General features: G+C 61.6%; 15 protein-coding genes. 5 read left to right on the top strand and 10 right to left on the bottom strand.

Annotation, left to right across the window (positions count from 1 at the left end; genetic code table 11):
- Window positions 1–143: 143 nt before the first annotated feature.
- Entirely contained in the window at window positions 144–962 is an 819-nt protein-coding gene (locus tag VE009_RS09060; RefSeq protein WP_325007072.1) for a divergent polysaccharide deacetylase family protein, read from the top strand.
- An 88-nt stretch (window positions 963–1,050) separates the two neighbouring features.
- On the opposite strand, the gene VE009_RS09055 is transcribed toward VE009_RS09060, so the two are convergent.
- The 4 genes from VE009_RS09055 to VE009_RS09040 all read right to left on the bottom strand — a co-directional run bounded on the left by VE009_RS09055 (window position 1,051) and on the right by VE009_RS09040 (window position 5,227).
- Complete coding sequence (locus VE009_RS09055) at window positions 1,051–2,040, bottom strand: aromatic ring-hydroxylating dioxygenase subunit alpha (protein ID WP_325007071.1); 990 nt, start codon at window positions 2,038–2,040, stop codon at window positions 1,051–1,053.
- A 13-nt stretch (window positions 2,041–2,053) separates the two neighbouring features.
- Window positions 2,054–3,229, bottom strand: a complete 1,176-nt coding sequence (locus tag VE009_RS09050; RefSeq protein WP_325007070.1) for a BMP family ABC transporter substrate-binding protein — start codon at window positions 3,227–3,229, stop codon at window positions 2,054–2,056.
- 261 nt (window positions 3,230–3,490) lie between these two features.
- Window positions 3,491–4,423 (bottom strand): manganese-dependent inorganic pyrophosphatase, encoded by a 933-nt coding sequence (locus tag VE009_RS09045; RefSeq protein WP_325007069.1) that lies wholly within the window; start codon window positions 4,421–4,423, stop codon window positions 3,491–3,493.
- A gap of 102 nt (window positions 4,424–4,525) precedes the next feature.
- Window positions 4,526–5,227, bottom strand: coding sequence for a DUF421 domain-containing protein (locus VE009_RS09040; RefSeq protein WP_325007068.1), 702 nt, complete (start codon window positions 5,225–5,227; stop codon window positions 4,526–4,528).
- A gap of 220 nt (window positions 5,228–5,447) precedes the next feature.
- Between VE009_RS09040 and VE009_RS09035 the strand changes: the two genes are divergently transcribed.
- The gene (locus VE009_RS09035) at window positions 5,448–6,809 is read left to right on the top strand and encodes an MATE family efflux transporter (RefSeq protein ID WP_325007067.1); all 1,362 of its coding nucleotides are present in this window, start codon (window positions 5,448–5,450) and stop codon (window positions 6,807–6,809) included.
- Window positions 6,810–6,864: 55 nt separating this feature from the next.
- On the opposite strand, the gene VE009_RS09030 is transcribed toward VE009_RS09035, so the two are convergent.
- From VE009_RS09030 to spoVB, 6 genes are all read right to left on the bottom strand, one after another.
- Window positions 6,865–7,416 carry a GrpB family protein gene (locus tag VE009_RS09030; protein WP_325007066.1) on the bottom strand — a complete coding sequence of 184 codons (552 nt, stop codon included), beginning with the start codon at window positions 7,414–7,416 and terminating at the stop codon, window positions 6,865–6,867.
- A gap of 157 nt (window positions 7,417–7,573) precedes the next feature.
- Window positions 7,574–8,434, bottom strand: coding sequence for a sugar ABC transporter permease (locus VE009_RS09025; RefSeq protein WP_325007065.1), 861 nt, complete (start codon window positions 8,432–8,434; stop codon window positions 7,574–7,576).
- Complete coding sequence (locus VE009_RS09020) at window positions 8,431–9,738, bottom strand: sugar ABC transporter permease (protein WP_325007064.1); 1,308 nt, start codon at window positions 9,736–9,738, stop codon at window positions 8,431–8,433. The genes VE009_RS09025 and VE009_RS09020 overlap by 4 nt, the downstream gene beginning before the upstream one ends.
- Before the next feature lie 87 nt (window positions 9,739–9,825).
- Window positions 9,826–11,190 carry a maltose ABC transporter substrate-binding protein gene (locus VE009_RS09015; protein ID WP_325007063.1) on the bottom strand — a complete coding sequence of 455 codons (1,365 nt, stop codon included), beginning with the start codon at window positions 11,188–11,190 and terminating at the stop codon, window positions 9,826–9,828.
- Window positions 11,191–11,349: 159 nt separating this feature from the next.
- Entirely contained in the window at window positions 11,350–12,378 is a 1,029-nt protein-coding gene (locus tag VE009_RS09010; RefSeq protein WP_325007062.1) for a LacI family DNA-binding transcriptional regulator, read from the bottom strand.
- A gap of 599 nt (window positions 12,379–12,977) precedes the next feature.
- Window positions 12,978–14,540: a stage V sporulation protein B gene (gene spoVB, locus VE009_RS09005; protein ID WP_325007061.1), complete on the bottom strand. Its 1,563-nt coding sequence runs from the start codon at window positions 14,538–14,540 to the stop codon at window positions 12,978–12,980.
- Window positions 14,541–14,697: 157 nt separating this feature from the next.
- Here spoVB and VE009_RS09000 point away from each other — a divergent pair, with 157 nt between their 5' ends.
- The 3 genes from VE009_RS09000 to VE009_RS08990 all read left to right on the top strand — a co-directional run bounded on the left by VE009_RS09000 (window position 14,698) and on the right by VE009_RS08990 (window position 17,817).
- Window positions 14,698–15,840, top strand: a complete 1,143-nt coding sequence (locus tag VE009_RS09000) for a winged helix-turn-helix domain-containing protein (protein WP_325007060.1) — start codon at window positions 14,698–14,700, stop codon at window positions 15,838–15,840.
- Window positions 15,841–15,919: 79 nt separating this feature from the next.
- Entirely contained in the window at window positions 15,920–17,197 is a 1,278-nt protein-coding gene (locus VE009_RS08995) for an MFS transporter (RefSeq protein ID WP_325007059.1), read from the top strand.
- An 86-nt stretch (window positions 17,198–17,283) separates the two neighbouring features.
- The gene (locus VE009_RS08990) at window positions 17,284–17,817 is read left to right on the top strand and encodes a hypothetical protein (RefSeq protein ID WP_325007058.1); all 534 of its coding nucleotides are present in this window, start codon (window positions 17,284–17,286) and stop codon (window positions 17,815–17,817) included.
- Window positions 17,818–17,988 lie beyond the last annotated feature (171 nt).

Here is a 17,988-nt window from a genome sequence, read left to right as displayed (position 1 = left end):
CCTCCTAATGACTGGAGTTATCGATAACACTATTGATTGTACCATGCGGCCGCTTCCTCGACTACCTGTTCCGCGCTCATTCGCATAAGGAATGCCGGTGCGGGCAACGCTAATCGGTACGATTTTGGAAAGGATGTGCAGCCATGCCAGCCATGCGCCGAATCGCTATGATCTCGGCTGTATTCATGATCTTGACGGGGTACGCCTGCCCCGCCCGGCCGGCGTTCGCCTCGAGATGGTCTCCGACCGAGACCGGCGGCGGGGAGCTCCGCCGCATCGCCGTCGTGATCGACGATTTCGGCAGCGCGATGAAAGGAACGGAGGAAATTTTGTCGCTGCCGATACCGATTACGGCGGCGGTCATGCCGTTCCTGCCGACGACGCGGCGGGACGCCGAGGAAGCTCATCGCAGAGGGCACGAAGTGATCGTGCATTTGCCGATGGAGCCGATTCGCGGCAAGCGGAGCTGGCTTGGGCCCGGCGCGATCACGACCGACCTGTCCGACGAAGAAATTCGCAAACGCGTCAATGCCGCCATAGACGACGTGCCTCATGCCCGCGGCGTCAACAATCACATGGGTTCGAAGGCGACGGCCGACCCTCGCGTCATGCGCATCGTCATGGATGTATGCCGCGAGCGCGGACTGTATTTCCTCGACAGCCGTACGAGCCCTCGCAGCCAAGCGGCGGCGGAAGCCGAACGCGTCGGCGTTCCGCTCGTGGACAACGATTTGTTTTTGGATGAAGTGTATTCGGCCTCTCATGTTCACAAGCAGCTTCGGAAGCTGGCGCTGAGCATCGACCGGCAGCCCGATATCATCGTGATCGGGCATGTCGGCCCGCCCGGCCTCATCACCGCGGCCGCGCTGCGTTCGGCGATCCCGAATCTGCGGGAAGACGCCGACTTCGTTCGCTTGTCGGAGATGCTGCCCGAGCCGGCGCCGCTGCTGAAATGGAAATAATCGGACCTAACCATGCGAAACGGCGGAGTCCGCTGGACCCCGCCGCAGCGGCCCTCGCGTTCGCGAAGGGCCTTATTCGTTATGATTGTTATTCCGCGCCGAACGACACGCCGAGCTCCTTCAGCCACTGCCGATACGCGATGCTCGCCCGGTCGGAGACGAGGTGCAGCTCCGCCTGCAAATCGAGCGGGAGCAGTTCCGGCGTTTGCGACTCGACGATGACCCGGTCCTGCTCGATCAGCTTGTCTTGGAATTCGGCGAACACGGAATCCGGCGTATCCAGCGCGTAATTGCGGTAAATGACCGCGTACGCCGTGCTGCGCTTTTCCGCATGCGGGAGCACCGCGAACAGCAGTCCGAACACATGATCCGGATCGGCGGAATCGCGCTTTTCCAGGAACGCCGCGAACGGCCCGAGCACTTTGTACACATAGCGGTTCGTGACGCCCTTCCCCGTGCCGTCCGCGTCCGGCTGGTACACCTCGATCTCGTCGCTGACGAGCCCTTCCTCCGTCCGGTGCATGCGGTACTCGTGAATTTCCGCGGAAGCCGGGTCGCCGAGCAGCCCTTCGTGAACGAACATCAAATGAGATACATCCAGGAAGTTTTCGATGACTCGCGGCGCGGCCGCCTGCACTTCGTACGGCGCGCAGAGCACCTTGCGGAAGCCGTCGAACGCCGGCAGCGACAGCGGCGGACCGTCCGGCTGCCCGAAGCTGATCCAGATCAGCCCCTCCTGTTCGACCGTCCGGTACGTCGTGACGCGCGCTTTTTCCGGAATCGCCTTGCCCGCGGGCTGGGCTGGGATGCGCACGCAGGCGCCGCAGGCGTCGTAAGTCCACCCGTGATACGGGCAGACGACCCGGTCTTCCTCGACTCGCCCGAGCGACAGCGGGACGCCGCGATGAATGCATAGATCGCGGAACGCCACCGCCTCGCCTTTGATGCGGAACAACGCGACTTTCACGCTCAGCACCTCTACGGAGACGGGCTCCGCTCCGAGCCGCTCCGAAGGAAGCGCGGGATGCCAACGGTCGATGATCGATGCGTCGGGCGCATCAAGCTGCTTTATGCTCATGCTGCGTTTCCTCCTATTGCGGCACCGTACCGTTCACGCCCTGGATGAGCCAATTTTGCGCCAAAATGTCTTCGAGTGGCATCGTTTCGCCCTCCGCCAGCTTTAGATTGCCGGCTTGATCGTAGATCGGCCCCGTAAAGACGTGAAGGCTTCCGTCCAAAATCGCCTGCTTCTTCTCTTCGACCAAAGTCTGCACTTCCTGCGGGACGTTCTTGCCGAACGGCGCGAGCTGCACCATGCCGCCTTTCATATCGCCCATGTAGCTGCCGCTTTCCCACGTGCCGTCCATGATCGACTGCACCGCCTCGACGTAGTACGGTCCCCAGTTCCACACATTGTTCGTAATGTAATAGTCCGGCGCGTAGCGGCTCATGTCCGAGTCGTTGCCGACGCCGAACACGCCGCGCTCCGCGGCCGCCTGCAGGCTCGCCGGGGAATCCTGGTACGCAGCGAGCACGTCGATGCCTTGGTCGAGAAGGCTGACCGCCGCTTGCCGTTCCGTCGCCGGGTCGTACCACGTGTTGCTCCACACGACGTCCACCGTCGCCTCGGGGCTCACGCTTTGGACGCCGAGCGCGAATGCGTTCAACGAGTAAATGACCTCGGGGATCGGGTACGCTCCGACGTAGCCGAGCTTGTCGTTCTTCGTCATGCTGCCCGCCGCGATGCCGGCAAGGTAATGCGTCTCCCACTCGTTGCCGAGGTAGGTGCCCATGTTCGGGAGCGTCTTGTAGCCCGAGCAGTGAAGGAAGATGACGTCGGGAAACTTTTGCGCCACGTTGTACATGGCGTCCATGTAGCCGAAGCTCGTGCCGAACACGATATCGTGCTCCATCGCGAGCTCCGTGAAGACGCGTTCCGCGTCGGGCCCGTCCGGCACGTTCTCGACGACGGTGACGTCGAGGCCGAGCGTCTCTTCCAAATGCTTGACGCCCAAATCATGCTGGTACGTCCATCCGCCGTCGCCAGGCACGCCGAGATACGCGAACGCGACCCTCGGTTTTTCCGTCTCTGCCTGCGCTTCCTCCGCTGCGGCGGGAGCTTCCGCCGCCGTTTCTTCCGGTTCCAGGGCAGTCGCTTCCGCCCCTCCCGCTCCGCTCGTGCCCCCCGCGCCGCCGCACGCCGACAGCGTCAGCGCCGCGGCGACGAACAGCGCCAATACTCCGTTCTGTTTCGATTTCGTCCCCATGTCCGAAGGTCCCTCCCCGATCGCGATGAGAACATCATACGACCAGGGAATGTATGTGTAAAGTATCCTTACAGTATTTTGTGAATGACGCACATAAGACGCGCAGTTTACGATATTTTTTGTGATATTTGGCGACTTTTCATTTAAAAAGTGTCATGTTATCTGACTTATAAATATCAAAAAGCCCTCCTCTCCGCCGCATCGGCTGAGTGTGGAGGGCAAAATAAAACGGACGAGACCGCAGCCTCGTCCGCATTTTTTTTACAAATTGTTAAACGTCTCGGTGAGCACCGGCACGATCTGCGACTTGCGGGAAACGACGCCCTTCAGCACAGCCGTGTTATTGGACAGCGTCACGTTGTACGCCTTCTCGACGGCGTGCGCCTTCGAACCGAGCGCGATGCCGACGGAGTCGTTGTTCAGGATGTCCGTAACGACGAACAAGAACAGGTCGAGCCCTTTGTCCGCGATAATTTGCGCGAGGGCCGCTTCGACTTCCGCTTGGCGGGAAAGCACATCGTTCACGTCGACCGCGTTCACTTGCGCGATTTCGACCTTCGAACCGCCCATCGTGAACTCTTTCGCGTCGAGCGAGATAAGCTCGGGGACGGACTTATCCTTCAAGTTGGCGCCTGCTTTGAGCATTTCCAATCCGTACGTCTCGGCGTCCACGCCCGCGATTTCCGCAAGCTCCTTCGCCGCGGCGACGTCCTGCGCCGTGCACGTCGGCGATTTGAACAACAGCGAATCGGAGATGATCGCGGACAGCATGAGACCGGCGATGTTTTTCGGCACCGATTTGCCGTTCTCTTTGTACAGCTTCAGCAAAATCGTCGCGGTGCAGCCTACCGGCTCCGCGCGGTAGTACAGCGGTCCGCTCGTTTCGAAATTCGCGATGCGGTGATGGTCGATGACTTCGAGCACTTGCACCTTCTCGATGTCGGAGGCGCTTTGCTGGCGCTCGTTGTGGTCGACGAGGATGACGCCTTTCGCTTCGTTCGCGACCGTCTCGACGAGACGGGGCGCCTGCGCGCCGAACGTGTCGAGCGCGTACTGCGTTTCGCTGCTGACGGCGCCGAGGCGAACCGCTTCGACGTTCTCGCCCAGCTGCGTCTTCAGGTCGGCGTATGCGATCGCCGAGCAAATCGTGTCCGTGTCCGGATTTTTGTGGCCGAAAATAAGGATCTTTTCCATGAAGTACTCCTTTGTTCATTAAGTATAGGGTTGGTAAAATTATACCGACTTTGGAAAGCCCAATCAACAGTATACAACGGATTTTCGATTATTCCTACCCGTTTAATGGGAATATGTCGATTCTCCATCGTTCCTCACGTCCACGTATACGTTTCCCGAACCGTCCACCTGCATGAACATGACGTCGGCGACGTCGGCGATGCCTCGGCGCCGAAGCTCCCGCTCGACCCAAGCTTCGTCTTTGCCCGCTTCGCGAATGCTATAAGGCATCAGTTTGCCGTCGATGACGAGCGCTTGAGGCCGGCCGCGGCTCGGCTTCGAGGAGGCCACGTCTTCGCGCGTCGCCGGCATCGCTCCCGCTTTTCTCAAGACCGACAGCGTTCCGTCCACCTCGAAATAGGCGAGCTCCACTTCGTCGACGTAAAAGACATCTTTTTTGCGGAGCAGCAGCAGCAAACCGTCTACGGTCAACCTCGCCTTCGTCATGCCTTCCTCCAAAATTTTACCGTCCTTAATGACGATCGACGACTCCGAGTCCAACACTTTCCGTCCGACGATGCTCTTCAATGAGACGTAATCCGACAGCAGCGCTATGGCGCAAAACACCGACAAGCCGAGGAGCTCCGCGCTGAACGGAATCGTCCGGTTAAACATGGCGTTCGCGCCGATCGAGCCGATGGCCACGCCCGCGACGAAATCGAAGAACGTCATCTGCGAAATGACTTTTTTGCCAAGAATGCGCGTCCATACAAGCAATGCCAAAAACACCGCCGCCGAGCGGCCCGCGGCCTCCCACCAAACCATGCTGCAAACCTCCATTCGATGCTCTTACGGTTCATCATGCCCATAAGGCCGGCAGGCGTAATCCCGTTTCGGTCCGATCCCTCAGGCCGACTCCAAGCTCATGGAAATGGAAATTTTCTAAAAGCTATAGTATGATATAGGTTCGACGCAACGAAGCCTGGGTGACGATGCCCAGGCTTTCTTGCGCGCAGATTCGTCGCAAGGGAGGCTGGAACGCCGCATGCATCATGCCGAAACAACAAGGGAGAAAGTACGTTTATTCCTAAACATTATGTGGCCGATTCTCGTCACCCAAGTCGGGTATCACGCCATGAATTTAACCGATACCATCATGGCGGGCCGCGCCGGAACCGCCGATCTCGCCGGCGTCGCCATCGGCGGCAGCCTGTGGATGCCCGCCTTCGTCGCGTTGTCGGGCGTGCTGCTCGCGGTCACCCCCGTCGTGTCGCAGCTGACGGGCGCCGGCCGCGCCGACCGGATCGCGCCTACAGTCACGCAAGCGGCCTATTTGTCGCTCGCCCTCTCCGCGATGGTGTTCGTTCTCGGCGCGCTCCTCGTCGACCCCGTGCTGACGATGATGCGCTTAGACCCCGAAGTGCACGGCATCGCGAAGGAGTATCTCGTCGGACTTTCGTACGGACTGATCCCGCTGTTCCTCTCGAGCGTCGTCCGCAATTACTTCGACGCGCAGGGCCGCACGAACGTGACGATGGCCATCGTCCTGTTCGCGCTCCCGTGCAACGTGTTTTTGAACTACGTTCTGATTTTCGGCAAATTGGGCTTCCCGGAGCTCGGCGGCGCCGGCACCGGCTACGCTACCGCGGCGACGTATTGGATCATCCTCGCGATCAGCCTGTGGCTCGTGTTCCGGCTGGAGACGCCGAAACAGCAGCGCCTGTTCCGCGTCTGGCCGCGGCCGTCGGCAAGCGCCGTCCGGGAGCTGCTCAAAATCGGGGTGCCGATCGGATTGTCCATCTTTTTCGAAGCGAGCATTTTCTCCGTCGTCACGCTGCTGATGGGCTCGGCCTTCGATACGGTAACGATCGCGTCCCACCAAGCGGCCATCAGCTTCGCGGGCATGATGTTCATGATGCCGCTCAGCATTTCGATGGCGCTGACCATTCTCGTCGGCTACGAGATCGGCGCCGGGCGGCCGAACCATGCGGGACGGTACGCCCGCATCGGCGTGACTTCGGCGGTCGGCATTATCGCGGTTGCCGCGCTGCTGCTTTACTTCACTCGCGCCTACGTCGCGTCTTGGTTTACGGACGCGCCCGACGTCGCGGCGATGACGCAGCAGTTTCTCATTTTCGTCATCTTCTTCCAGCTGTCGGACGCGGCGCAGGCGTCTTTGCAGGGCGCTCTGCGCGGGTACAAGGACGTGACGGTGCCGTTCGTCACCGCCCTCGTCGCATACTGGGCGATCGGCATTCCGGCCGGCTATGCGCTGTCGTGGACGGCGCTCGGCCCGTTCGGGTACTGGGTCGGCATCACCGCCGGCCTCACATGCGCCGCGATCGGCTTCGGGGTGCGGCTGCGCATCGTGCAGCGCCGCATCAAACGGCAAAGGACGGCTTCATAAGCCGTCCCGAGCCCGCTATGGAAAGCATGAACTGTCGCACGCAAACCCGTGCGGTTTATAACGGTTCGTTCGTCCACACATCCTCCAGCGGCAGCCCTTTCTCCTTCCTGGCCGCGTCGATCACGGACTGGATAAATTCCGTTTTCGATCGAGTGTAGCTTTCCAAATCGCCGCCGTGGGCTTCGGCGGAACGCAGCTTCAGTTCCCCGTAAGCGTCGACCAGATCCGGCCGCTTCCGCAAATAATCGCGAAGCAATAGTTCGTTCCGATGGTAAAAACCTCCGTCGTACGGCACGATATGAATGTTATGCGTCCATACCCCGTCCGCGAACTTGCCGAACAACCACCGATTTCGCATCCCCGTCCGTACGAACCGGTAATGCACTGCATCCAGCAGCCCCTCGTAATAGTCCGCGCCGCGGAACGGCGACACGCCTACGAATATATCGATCACCGGCTTCGCCCGCTGCCTTGGAATCGCCGTGCTGCCGACATGTTCGATCGCTGCCGCTTCGTTTCCGAACGCCGCGAGCAGCCGTTTCGCCTCCGCATCGAACGCGTCCGGCCAACTCGGATCATAGGCTGAGATATCAATCGTTTCGCTCATGGCGTCCCCCGCTTCCTCGCAAATACAAACAATACGCCGGAACGGCCGAGAAGGTTCCTTGGCAGCCGTCATGACCCGGTCCGGACCGTTCTCCCACACGAGCGTACTGCAGGGCGGAGCTCCCTCCTCCGCCCCCTCCGGAACCGGAATGTCGCCGCTACCCTTTATTCGCCCCCGCTTTCAACCCTTCGACCAAATGCTTCTGGAACGTTAGAAACAGCAGCGTGATCGGCACCGCGATGATTACCGCGCCGGCCGCGAACGTCGTAAACTCGGTGTTGCCGCGTCCGGTGACCATTTCGAACAGCCCGACCGCCAGCGTCTTCTGTTCGTTCGACCGCAGCACCAGCCGGGCGAAAATGAAGTCCATCCACGGCCCGATAAAATTCGTAATCGCAAGAAACACGAGAATCGGGCGGGACAGCGGCAGCATGATGCGCAGAAACACGGTCACATTGCCCGCGCCGTCGATTTTGGCCGCTTCCTCGAGGCTTCTCGGCATGGCGTCGAAATAGCCTTTCACGAGCCACGCGCCGAACGGGATGCTGCCGCCCGAGTACACGAGAATGAGCCCCCAGTGGTTGTCGAGCAGCCCGAGCTGCAGCAGCAGGATGTAAATGGCGATCATGCCCATAAAGCCGGGGAACATTTGGAGCACGAGCATCGTCATTAACGCCTGCTTCCGGCCCGGAAACCGGAACCGGGAGAACGCGTACGCGGCTGCCGTCACGAGCACGGTCGACAGCGCCATGTTCCACGCCGCGATATACAGCGTGTTGCGGAACCAGAGCGGATAATCAGTTTCGGTAAACAGTCTCTCATAATGCGTCAGCGTCAGCCGCTTCGGCAGCAGCGACGTCGCGTTCAGCGTATCCCCGGGGTTGAGCGAACCCATGACGATCCAGAAAATCGGGAATACAATCGCGATGGAGGCCGCGATGAAGACGGCGTAAATGAACGCGAGCGCGAGCGCTTCCTTCCCGAAGGCGCGAGGTTTCGTTCGGCGAACCGTCGTCACGACATCATATCCTCCTCTCGGAACGCGCGCGTCCGCCGGAAATTAACGATCGACAGCGCCGCCACGACGATGAAAATGAGAATGGACACGACCGAGGCCATATGGAACTGGCTCCGCTCCAGCGTCAGCTTATAAATCCAAGTGATGAGCAGATCGGTCGACCCCGCATAGCTGTATGCGGTGTTGACGGGGTTGCCCTGCGTCAGGAAATACACGAGACCGAAATTGTTGAATTGCTCGGCGAATTTCATGATGAGCAGCGGAGTCGTCGAGAATAGGACGATCGGGAACGTAATGCTCCAAAACCGCCGCCACGCGCCGGCGCCGTCCACTTCGGCCGCTTCGTACAAATCGCGGTCGATCGACGTCATGACGCCCGACATAAGCAGCATCCAGAACGGAAAACCGAGCCATGCGTTCACGAGGAAAATCGTCGTTCTCGCCCACTCGGGGTCCGACAGCCACGGGACCGCCGCGAAGCCAAGCTCCCTGAGGTATTGGTTCAGCGGACCGAACTCGCCGTTGAACAAGTTGCGCATGATGAGGATCGAAATAAAGCCCGGAACCGCCCATGGGAGGATGAAGATCGTCCGCCACAGCTTCATGAACCGAATGTTCCGGTTGCCGAGCAGCGCGGCGAAGAACAGACCGATGAAGTACGTCGACAGCGTCCCGACGACCGCCCAAAACGCGGTCCAGCGGAACACGCCGAAGAACGTCGAACCCCACGTGCCGAGGCTGAACAGGCTGGCGAAGTTTCGGAACCCGACCCAATCGACCAGCTGGTTCGGCGGCAAATGGTTCGGTCCGGAGTAATTCGTGAACGCGATCAGAACGCCGAAAATGAGCGGCAGGATCGTCACGAACGCGGTGAAAACGACGGTCGGCGTCAGCAAAACATAGGCGAAGCCGTTTTCCCACACGTGCTTCAGCGTGTCCGCGATTCGCCTCGGCGCGCCGCCGGCGTCCCTCGTTTTGCCCGTCGCATACGCGTCGCGCACGTTCAGGTAGTAGATCCACAGGATTAGGAGCAGCGCCACGATGAAGATAATGCCTTCGATCATGAGGAAAATGGAATGGTCGCCGGGGTAGATGATTTTGCGGCCTTCCCGAATTTGGGGCGTCTCGCCGAGCGTCGTCAGCCCCCACATCGCCCACTGGAACGGCAGCGACCAAGCCGCCAGCAAGTACGCTTCAAGCGCGAGCAGGGCGAAGCCTTTGGCGAATTGACGGTGATACAGCTGCCCGAGCCCCATGCAGAGCAGCGACAGCAGCGCGCCACGGAACGCCTTCGTTTTCAGCATCGCGTATCCATCCTTTGCCTTGGAGTGCTGCGGCGTCGCCTCGGGAGCCGGGCCGTTGCTTCTGACCCGACTCCCGAGCGGACTGCGTTACTGGCTTGCGATCGCGTCCTTGATCTGCTGCACGGCGGCGTCGAGCGCCGGCTTCGGCTCCTCCAAGCCGTTCCAGATCGCCGTCAGCGCGGTCGCCATCGGTCCCCAGACGAGCGCCATTTCCGGAATGTTCGGCATCGGCACAGCCTCGTTCGCCTGCGTCAGGAACGCCATCGCGATTTCGTCCTTTTTCAGCGTTTCGTTTTCGAGCAGCGTTTTGCGCGCCGGAATTTGCCCCGTCATTTCGTACCGCTTCAGCAGCATTTCGTCGCTCGTCGCGAATTTCGCATACAGCGACGCGGCGTTCGGGTATTTCGTGTACGCGTTGACCAAATACTGCTTCACGCCCGAGAAGCTCGTCGGCGATTGCCCGTTATCCAGCTTCGGCAGCGGCGCCACGCCGAAATTGACGCCGGCGCCCCGGTGGTTGGCGAGCGCCCAAGGACCGTCGATGTTGAACAGCAGCTTACCTTCGTTGAACAGCGACTGCTTCACGTCATACGTAATATCCTCCACCTTGAGCGGGAGCACTTCGCTCTGCAGCCGCTTCATCAGTTCGCCGGCTTTCACGGCGCCTTCGGTGTTGAGTCCAATGTCCTGCGGGTCGGTGTTGCCGCCCCCGAACACGTAGCCGCCGTAGCCGCCGATCAAAGCGTAGTTGTAGTAGAAGTTGCCCGCCTCGTACATAAAGCCGTATTTTTGCGCGGCCGGATCGTTGAACGCCTTCGCCTGCTCGATCAGCTCCTCCCACGTCGCCGGCGGCTGCTGCACGAGGTCTTTATTGTAAAAGAGCGCGTACGTCTCGATCGACACCGGGTAGCCGTACAGCTTGCCGTCGACCGACGTTCCGTTGACGGCCGCCTCGAGCGCCGCCTCTCTATATTCATCGGGGAAAAAGTTTTCCAGCACGAGCCCCGCGGCCACCATCGACCCCGTATGGTCGTGCGGCGCGAGGAACACGTCCCCGCCGAGCCCGGCCGGTCCGTCCGTCTGCAGCTTCGTCGGCACGTCCGTATGCTGCACCTTTTCGTATTTTACGGGGATGCCGTATTTCTTCGTAAACTCTTGCGCCACGTACTGCGCCCATTCGCCTTCCGCTTCGCCGTTGTCCCACAACAGCAGCTCGGCGCCTTCCTCCGGCTGCAGCTCTTCCTCCGCGGAAGCCTGGTTTTCCGCCGTATCCGTTCCGCCGTTCGCTTCCGTTTCCGGCTTCGTCTGCTCGGTTTGTTGCTGCTGCGGCTCCGTCGACGCCGGCGGCACCGCCGACGGCGGCTTCGCGCAGGCGGCCAGCAAGCAGCCGATCGACAGAATGATCATCGTTAGTTTGCCGAGTCCGAATCGCACCTTCGTTTTCGTTTCCATGATCGATTCATCTCCCTTTAACGAGTAATCTGAAGAGCCCCCGAAACTTTCGTAAGCGCTTGCATTTCTGGTGGAGAGCCGCTGACGTTGCGCCCCCGAAACCGAGATCCGTCAGCCCTCCGCTCAGCACCTTCTCCTACGCTCCTTGCGTCAGTCGCCTTAGCCGCGCCACGGCGCGGTGCTCTGCCTCACCTTCAAATTGACCGGCAACACCACCCTTCGATCGACTTCGTTCGCGTCTACCCCTTCTTCCTGGAGCCGGAGCAGCAGGTTTACGGCCGTCTGCCCCTTCTGTACGATGTCCTGACGGACCGTCGTCAGCGCGGGAATCATATAATCGCAGTAAAAAATGTCGTCGTACCCCATGACGGACACGTCGTTCGGGACGGTCAGCCCGATTTCGTGGAGCCCCTTGATCAGCCCCATCGCCGCCACGTCGGAGAAGGCGAAGACGGCGCTGATGCGCTTCGACGCGTCTCCGACGATTTGCGCCGAATGATAGCCCCCGAGGGGCGATGTCGGCTCCTCGATCACCAGCTCCTCGAGGTACGGAATGCCCGCTTCCTCCAGCGCCCTGCGGTAGCCCTGCCATCGCTTGAAGGTCACCCCGCCTTCGATCAGTTTGCCGGTCAGGACGGCGATGCGCCGGTGCCCGAGCGCGATCAAATGCTTTGTGCCGATATACCCGCCGAGCTCGTCGTCCAAGTACACCTGCACGAGAGACGGATCCGACAAATAGCTGTCCATATAAACCGTAGGAATCTGCAAAGAGCGAATTTTCTCGAGCGCCGAGGACCCTTCGAATACGCCTACGACGATCAAGCCATCCAAATGCCGCTCATGCACGAAGGAGAACGTCTCCTGCTCGTCGACGCCGATCAAAATGACTTGCAGCGCATGGTTTCGCGCCCCTTCCTCGATGCCGGACACGAGCTGCCAGTAGAACGGATTGTCCTGGAGCCGGCCTTTTTCCAAAAACGGGACGACGACCGCGATCAGCTGCGATTTTTTGTCCTTCAAATTGCGCGCGGACGTGCTCGGGGAAAATTGCAGCTCCTCGATCACCTTCTGCACCCGCTTCATCGTCTCCGGCGCGACCCGTCCGGTCCCGTTCAGGACATTGGAAACGGTTGCAATTGAAACGTTGGCGACGCGCGCGACATCCTTGATCGTCGTTCTTTGCTGCATAGGGGCATCCACCTCGTGCGTTAGATGAAACGTTTCATCAATATTCATCATTGAGTTTGATTATTCATATGCGATGGGTTTTCGTTACTCCGGGTAAATCACCCCGTTTTATTGATTAAACGTTTCATCGCTTCTTGCCTACTATCTTACCGCAATTTTCCATTCTGTCAACGGGAAATTTGGAAGCGCTTGCCCTCATTGGAGTGCGCCGGTTCGCTGCACCGCTGCGCTCCGATTGTGCCGCTCTGTCGTCGTCTCCCCGCGCTCCGAGAGCACATCTACCTATGTTCGCTCGCCCGCCGCCGTCCCGCTCCGCTCCAGACACACGTTTGGGCAGCGTGCGCTCCATCCCCCCGCCCGGGCGGATCTAACAGTGCGACGGGTACGAAAAAAAGACTGCCGGGTTCACCCCGACAGTCCAAGGAGGCGCTCTGGGAACCGCGTCCCCGAGCGCAGCAGCGCAAGCGGCGGGAGCGTCGAGCATCCGCGGCTCCTTCGCCAAGCGGCCCCGCCCCGGCGCGCGTTCACGCACCGACCCCGGCGCAGGCGAAACAACCGACATGCCCCGGCCGACCGACCGCCTGCAAGCGAACCCGCACCTACAAGCGAACCCTCGCCCCGATGGCGAGCGCGAGTTGGCGAATGTGCGACAGCCGCACAAGGTCAGCGAGCGCCAGCGCCGCGAAGTAAACCGCGAGCGCCGCCGTCGCCGAGCCGATCGTGCTCCACAGCAGCGTAGCGCCGGCTTCCGTAAACCGCTCGAACAGCAGCTGGCCGCAGATCGCCATGATAATCATGCAGATGCCGACTTTGACGTACTTGCGAATGTCGACGTAGAAGCCGATTACGGTCGAGATCGTCATGAAATTGAGCACCGTCAGCAGCACGATGCCGAAGCCGAGGCCGTACGCGATGCCTTGAATGCCGAATTCGCTGCCGAAGACGAACACCGCAAGCGCCTTGAACGCCGTCGCCACGATGTAGTTCCACATCGCCGCGTTCGCCCGGCCGAGCCCGAGCAGGATGGCGTGCAGCGGCGCGTCGAAGTAGTGGAAGAAAAAGAGCGGCGCCAAAATTTTCAGCAGCGGGCCCGCGTCCGGCGATTGATAAATGAGCGTCGTGAGCGGCGTCGCCCATTCGAACAAAACGACGGTGCTCGGCGCGCCGACGAGCAGGGCGACGCGCATCGCCTGCTCCATCCGCTCGTGCATGAGCAGCGCGTTCTTGTTCGCGTTCGCCTCGCTGATCGCCGGGATGAGCGCCGTCGACAGCGAATGCGTCACGAAGCTCGGCAGGAACAGCAGCGGGAACGCATAGCCTGCCAGCATGCCGAACTGCTGCGTCGCGAGCGCCGTGCCGATTCCCGCGAGGGCGAGGCTCTTCGTGATCAGCAGCGGCTGGAACGCCCCGTACACGGAGTGGATAACGCCGTGGCCGGTCGTCGGCAGCCCGATCTTCAGCAGCTCGCCGAGCGTACGCCGGCCGTGGCGAAGCCGCTCCGGCAGCGGCTCCGCATCGCCCCGGTCCCGGTATGCGCGGTAGCTGACGAACAGGAACGCTAGGCTAATCGCCTCGCTGACGACGGACGCGAACATCGCGCCGGCAGCCGCGTATGCGATGCCGTACGGCATGAGCAGATGAACGAGCGCCAGCACGCAGGCGATCTGCACGGTATGCTCGATCACGTCGGAAGCCGCGATCGTCAGCATGCGCTGCTTGCCGCGGAAGTACCCTTTGAGCACGGCGGATACGGCGACGATCGGCGCGATCGGGGTGATGGCCAGCATCGCGTAGTACGCGCGCTGGTCGGTCAGCAATATCGACGCGATCCATTCGGAGCCTAGCAGCGACGCCGCGGTCAGCGCGACGCTGAACGTGCCGGTGACGAGCAGCGAAATCGATAGAATGCGCCCGACCTTGCGCCGATCGCCCCGCACGTCCGCTTCGGCGACAAGCTTCGAAATCGCGACCGGCAGCCCCAATTCCGTCACCGTGATGACGAGCGGAACGAGCGGATGCGCCATCATAAGCAGCCCGATGCCCTCCGCCCCGAGGAATCGGGCAAGGAACATGCCGCTGACGAAGCCGAGGATCCGGTTGATGAAAGCGGCCGCCGACAAGACGAACGTCCCTCGGATGAAAGATTGCTTGGTCTGTGTCATGCGCACCTCTCCGTTGCAGAATACTTCATTGTATTCAAAAATCGGAAAAGCATGAACAAGCATCTCCCGGATCGCAACGTTCCCTCTGTCGGAACCGGCGAGCCTGTTGCTATAATAAGCACATCTGGCAATCGCAACGACCGGAGGACAATCGCTTATGCAATCGATCGACCTGGATCGCGGCACGCGGACGGCCCGCTGCCGAGGCGGCGAAGTCGCGCTGCTGCCCAAAGAATTTTCGCTGCTGGAGACGCTGTACCGCCACCTCGGGCGCACGCTGTCGAGGGAGCAGCTGCTGGACGCCGTATGGCCGATGGAGTCGCCGACCGACCGCACCGTGGACGATCACGTATACCGGCTGCGCAAAAAGCTGGCGGCGTGGAACGATTTGTACGAAATCCGCACCGTGCGCGGAGCCGGCTACCGGATGGAGGCGGTCGGCTCGGCCGACGAACCGCTGCCGCACCCGCTGCTGGACGATCCCGAGCACGCCGAGCGGATGCGGCGCATCCTCGACGCCAATTTGCTGTACGGGCGCGGGGACGCGCTGCTCGCCCTGCTGAAGCAGCGCGAGCTGCTCGGGTTCGAGCCTGCCCCGTACATGGAGTCCTACGCGGCGTTCGTCGAGGGGCGATACCGCGAGTTTACTGAAGGAAATGCGCCGTTCGAGGAACGAGCGTTTTACCTGCTGCACCTATATCACATGCTGAAGCCTGCCGCCAGCCGGCCGCTCGTCGAAGCGGCGCTGCGCCGGCGCCTGCTCACGCCCGTTTATCACACGGAACTGGAGCGGCATAACCTCATCTTTATGCTCCGGGATTGGGGCGAGCGCGAAGCGTCCGAAGCGCTGTTCCGTAAGGCGTGGACGGAAGCCGCGGGCGGCGGCGAGGCGTCCAATCTGCTGCCGTACCTCGCTAACCTGAAGCTCGAGACGCTGATCGATACGGGGGACATGCCCGCCGCCGAAGAGCAGATCGCATGGATGGAACGGTCATTTTCGCCGTTTCCGTATTTGCGCGAAGAAGGGCTGTTCCTCGTGCTGCGCGGGATCGCCCGGTACGACCGGGCGAGCGGGGCGGCTGAGGCCGATTTCGAGAACGGCCTCGCGTCGCTGCGCCGGTCCCGCTTCGTGCCGCATTGGCTGAACGGCGTCCATACGCTGCTGAAGCATGCCGAGCGGAACGGCTGGGAGACGGTCGCGCGAAGGTATCGCCCGGAATGGGAGCGGCTGATGGAGCGGACCGAAGCCGAAGCGCTGCTGCCGGCGATCGAAGCGGAGCTTCGCCGGCGCTTGCTATAGCAAAAAAAACCTTCTGATACGGCTCTGACATTTCCCCGCTACGATGGGAACGTAAAGATGCCGTCGGGAGGTTTTTTTCATGGAATCGTTGTGGTCCCCTTTGCGTCTGCCCGAGTTTCGCCGGCTGTTCGTCGGTCAAACGCTGTCGGACGCGGCCAATTGGCTCGATTTCCTCGCGCTGGGCGCCGTGATCGTATACGTCTGGGGGTACGGCGCCTTTGAGCTCGCGCTGTTGTCGCTGTGCATCGGGCTGCCGTGGGTCGTGGTCGGTCCGCTCGCCGGCGTGCGCGTCGGACGCTCGAGCGGACGGACCGTGCTGGTCGCCTGCGACGTGTTTCGCGGCGCCGTCATGCTCGCCCTCGTTTGGGCCGACTCGCTCGCGCTGCTGCTCGCGCTCGTCTTCCTCAAGCATTGCGCCAGCTCGATTTTCGACCCCGTCCGTCAAGCGTCCGTGAAGCGGACGGTGCCGGCGGAGCGGCTGGCCGAAGCCGGCGCCCTCAGCCAAATGGCGGTCAACGCGACGAAAATCGTCGCTCCGATGATCGGCGGCGCCTGCATCGCGGCGTGGGGCGCGTTCTCGCCGTACTGGATCGGCGCCGCGCTGTACCTGATTTCCGCCGCCGTTCTGCTGCGGCTGCCCCGCTGGCCTGGAGAGGCGGCCCCAGCGGAGGCGACCCGGTTCGCGGACGACATGAGCGCGGCCGTGCGGTACATTCGCGGCAACCGGACGCTGCGGATCGCGTTGCTGTATATGACGGCGATCATGTTTTTGCTGTTTTGCTATGACGGACTGTTCGTGCTGTTCGCCGCGAGCCTCGGGCACGACGAATCGGCGATGGGCATGCTCATGAGCGCCGTCGGCGCAGGCAGCGTCGCCGGCTCGTTCCTCGCCGGACGATGGACGTCCTGGAAGTCGCGGCCGCTGCTGTTCATGGCCGCGCTCGGCGTCGCGGACGGATTGTTCGTCGCCTGCTTCGGCGCCGGCGCTTACGGCTGGCTGCCCCCGTCGCTGTGGCTGTGGACGCCCGCTTTCGCCCTGCTCGGCGTCGTCGGCGGTTTGATCGCCGTGCCGTTCGGCTACGTGCTGCAGACGGAGACGGACGGCCGCACGATCGCTCCGGTATCGGCGCTGTCGAACGCGCTGCAGACGGGCACGATGCTGATCGCCCCGTTCCTCGGCGCGGCCGTTGCCGAGCGGACGGGCGTCGGCGGCGTATTCCTCGCCGCGGGCCTCGGCATGGCCGCGTTCGCGCTCGCGATCGCCGCGGGTCGGCGGCGGGACGACGCGGCCGACGCGTCGTCCGACAAGGCGTCCGGCAGCGTCGACGACGCCCGCTCCTCCGCGGCCTCGACTTAAGTCCGGCGGCGAAACCGGACGCGAAGCCGTAGGCTTCAACCGCTGCTTCCGATACGATGAAAGCAGAATCGGTCGGAGGTTTGGATATGAAGACGGAGACGGTGTATATCGTATTAACGGATACCGGAACGCGGTTTTCCAGGGTCATCAAGCGGATTACCGGGGCGCCTTACAATCATGCGTCGCTCGCGCTGTGCGAAGGGCTCGACCCGCTGTTCAGCTTCGGACGCAAAGACAAGCGGCTGCCTTGGCTCGCCGGCTTCGTGCGGGAAAGCCGAAGCGACGGGCATTTGGCCGCGGGCGGCCGCACGAGGTGCGCCGTCTACGCGCTGCCCGTCGACGCGGGCCGGCGCGCGCGCATCGCCGCCGAGCTCGAACGGTTCGAGCGGGAGGCGGACCGGTACGGGTTCAATTACTTGGGGCTGCTGAATTTCTTGGCGCCGCTGCATATTAAAACCCCGAACGCGTATTTCTGCTCGGAGTTCGTGGCGGAGATGCTCCGCCGCGGCGGCGTCGAGCCGGTGGGCAAGCCCCCTTCCGAGACCGCGCCTCACGACTTCATGTCCGCCGAGCCGCTCCGTCTCGTGTACGAAGGACCGCTCGCCGCCTACCGCCCGTAATGCGCCGAAATAAGAAACCCTCGACGCCGCTGAAGTGCACCCCTTATAGTGGACATTGGATAAACACCCTGTGTTTAAAACCGATGAATACTATAGGGGGTGCTTTTCGTCATGGTAAAGAAAGGGCAGAAGCTTGAAACATATAGCTTTGATGTAAAGAAACGAGCCATT

It is taken from the genome of Paenibacillus sp., from assembly GCF_035645195.1.
Classification (GTDB): domain Bacteria; phylum Bacillota; class Bacilli; order Paenibacillales; family YIM-B00363; genus Paenibacillus_AE.
The sequence above is the reverse complement of the archived record's forward strand: the minus strand, read 5'-3'. Positions and strand labels throughout refer to the sequence as shown.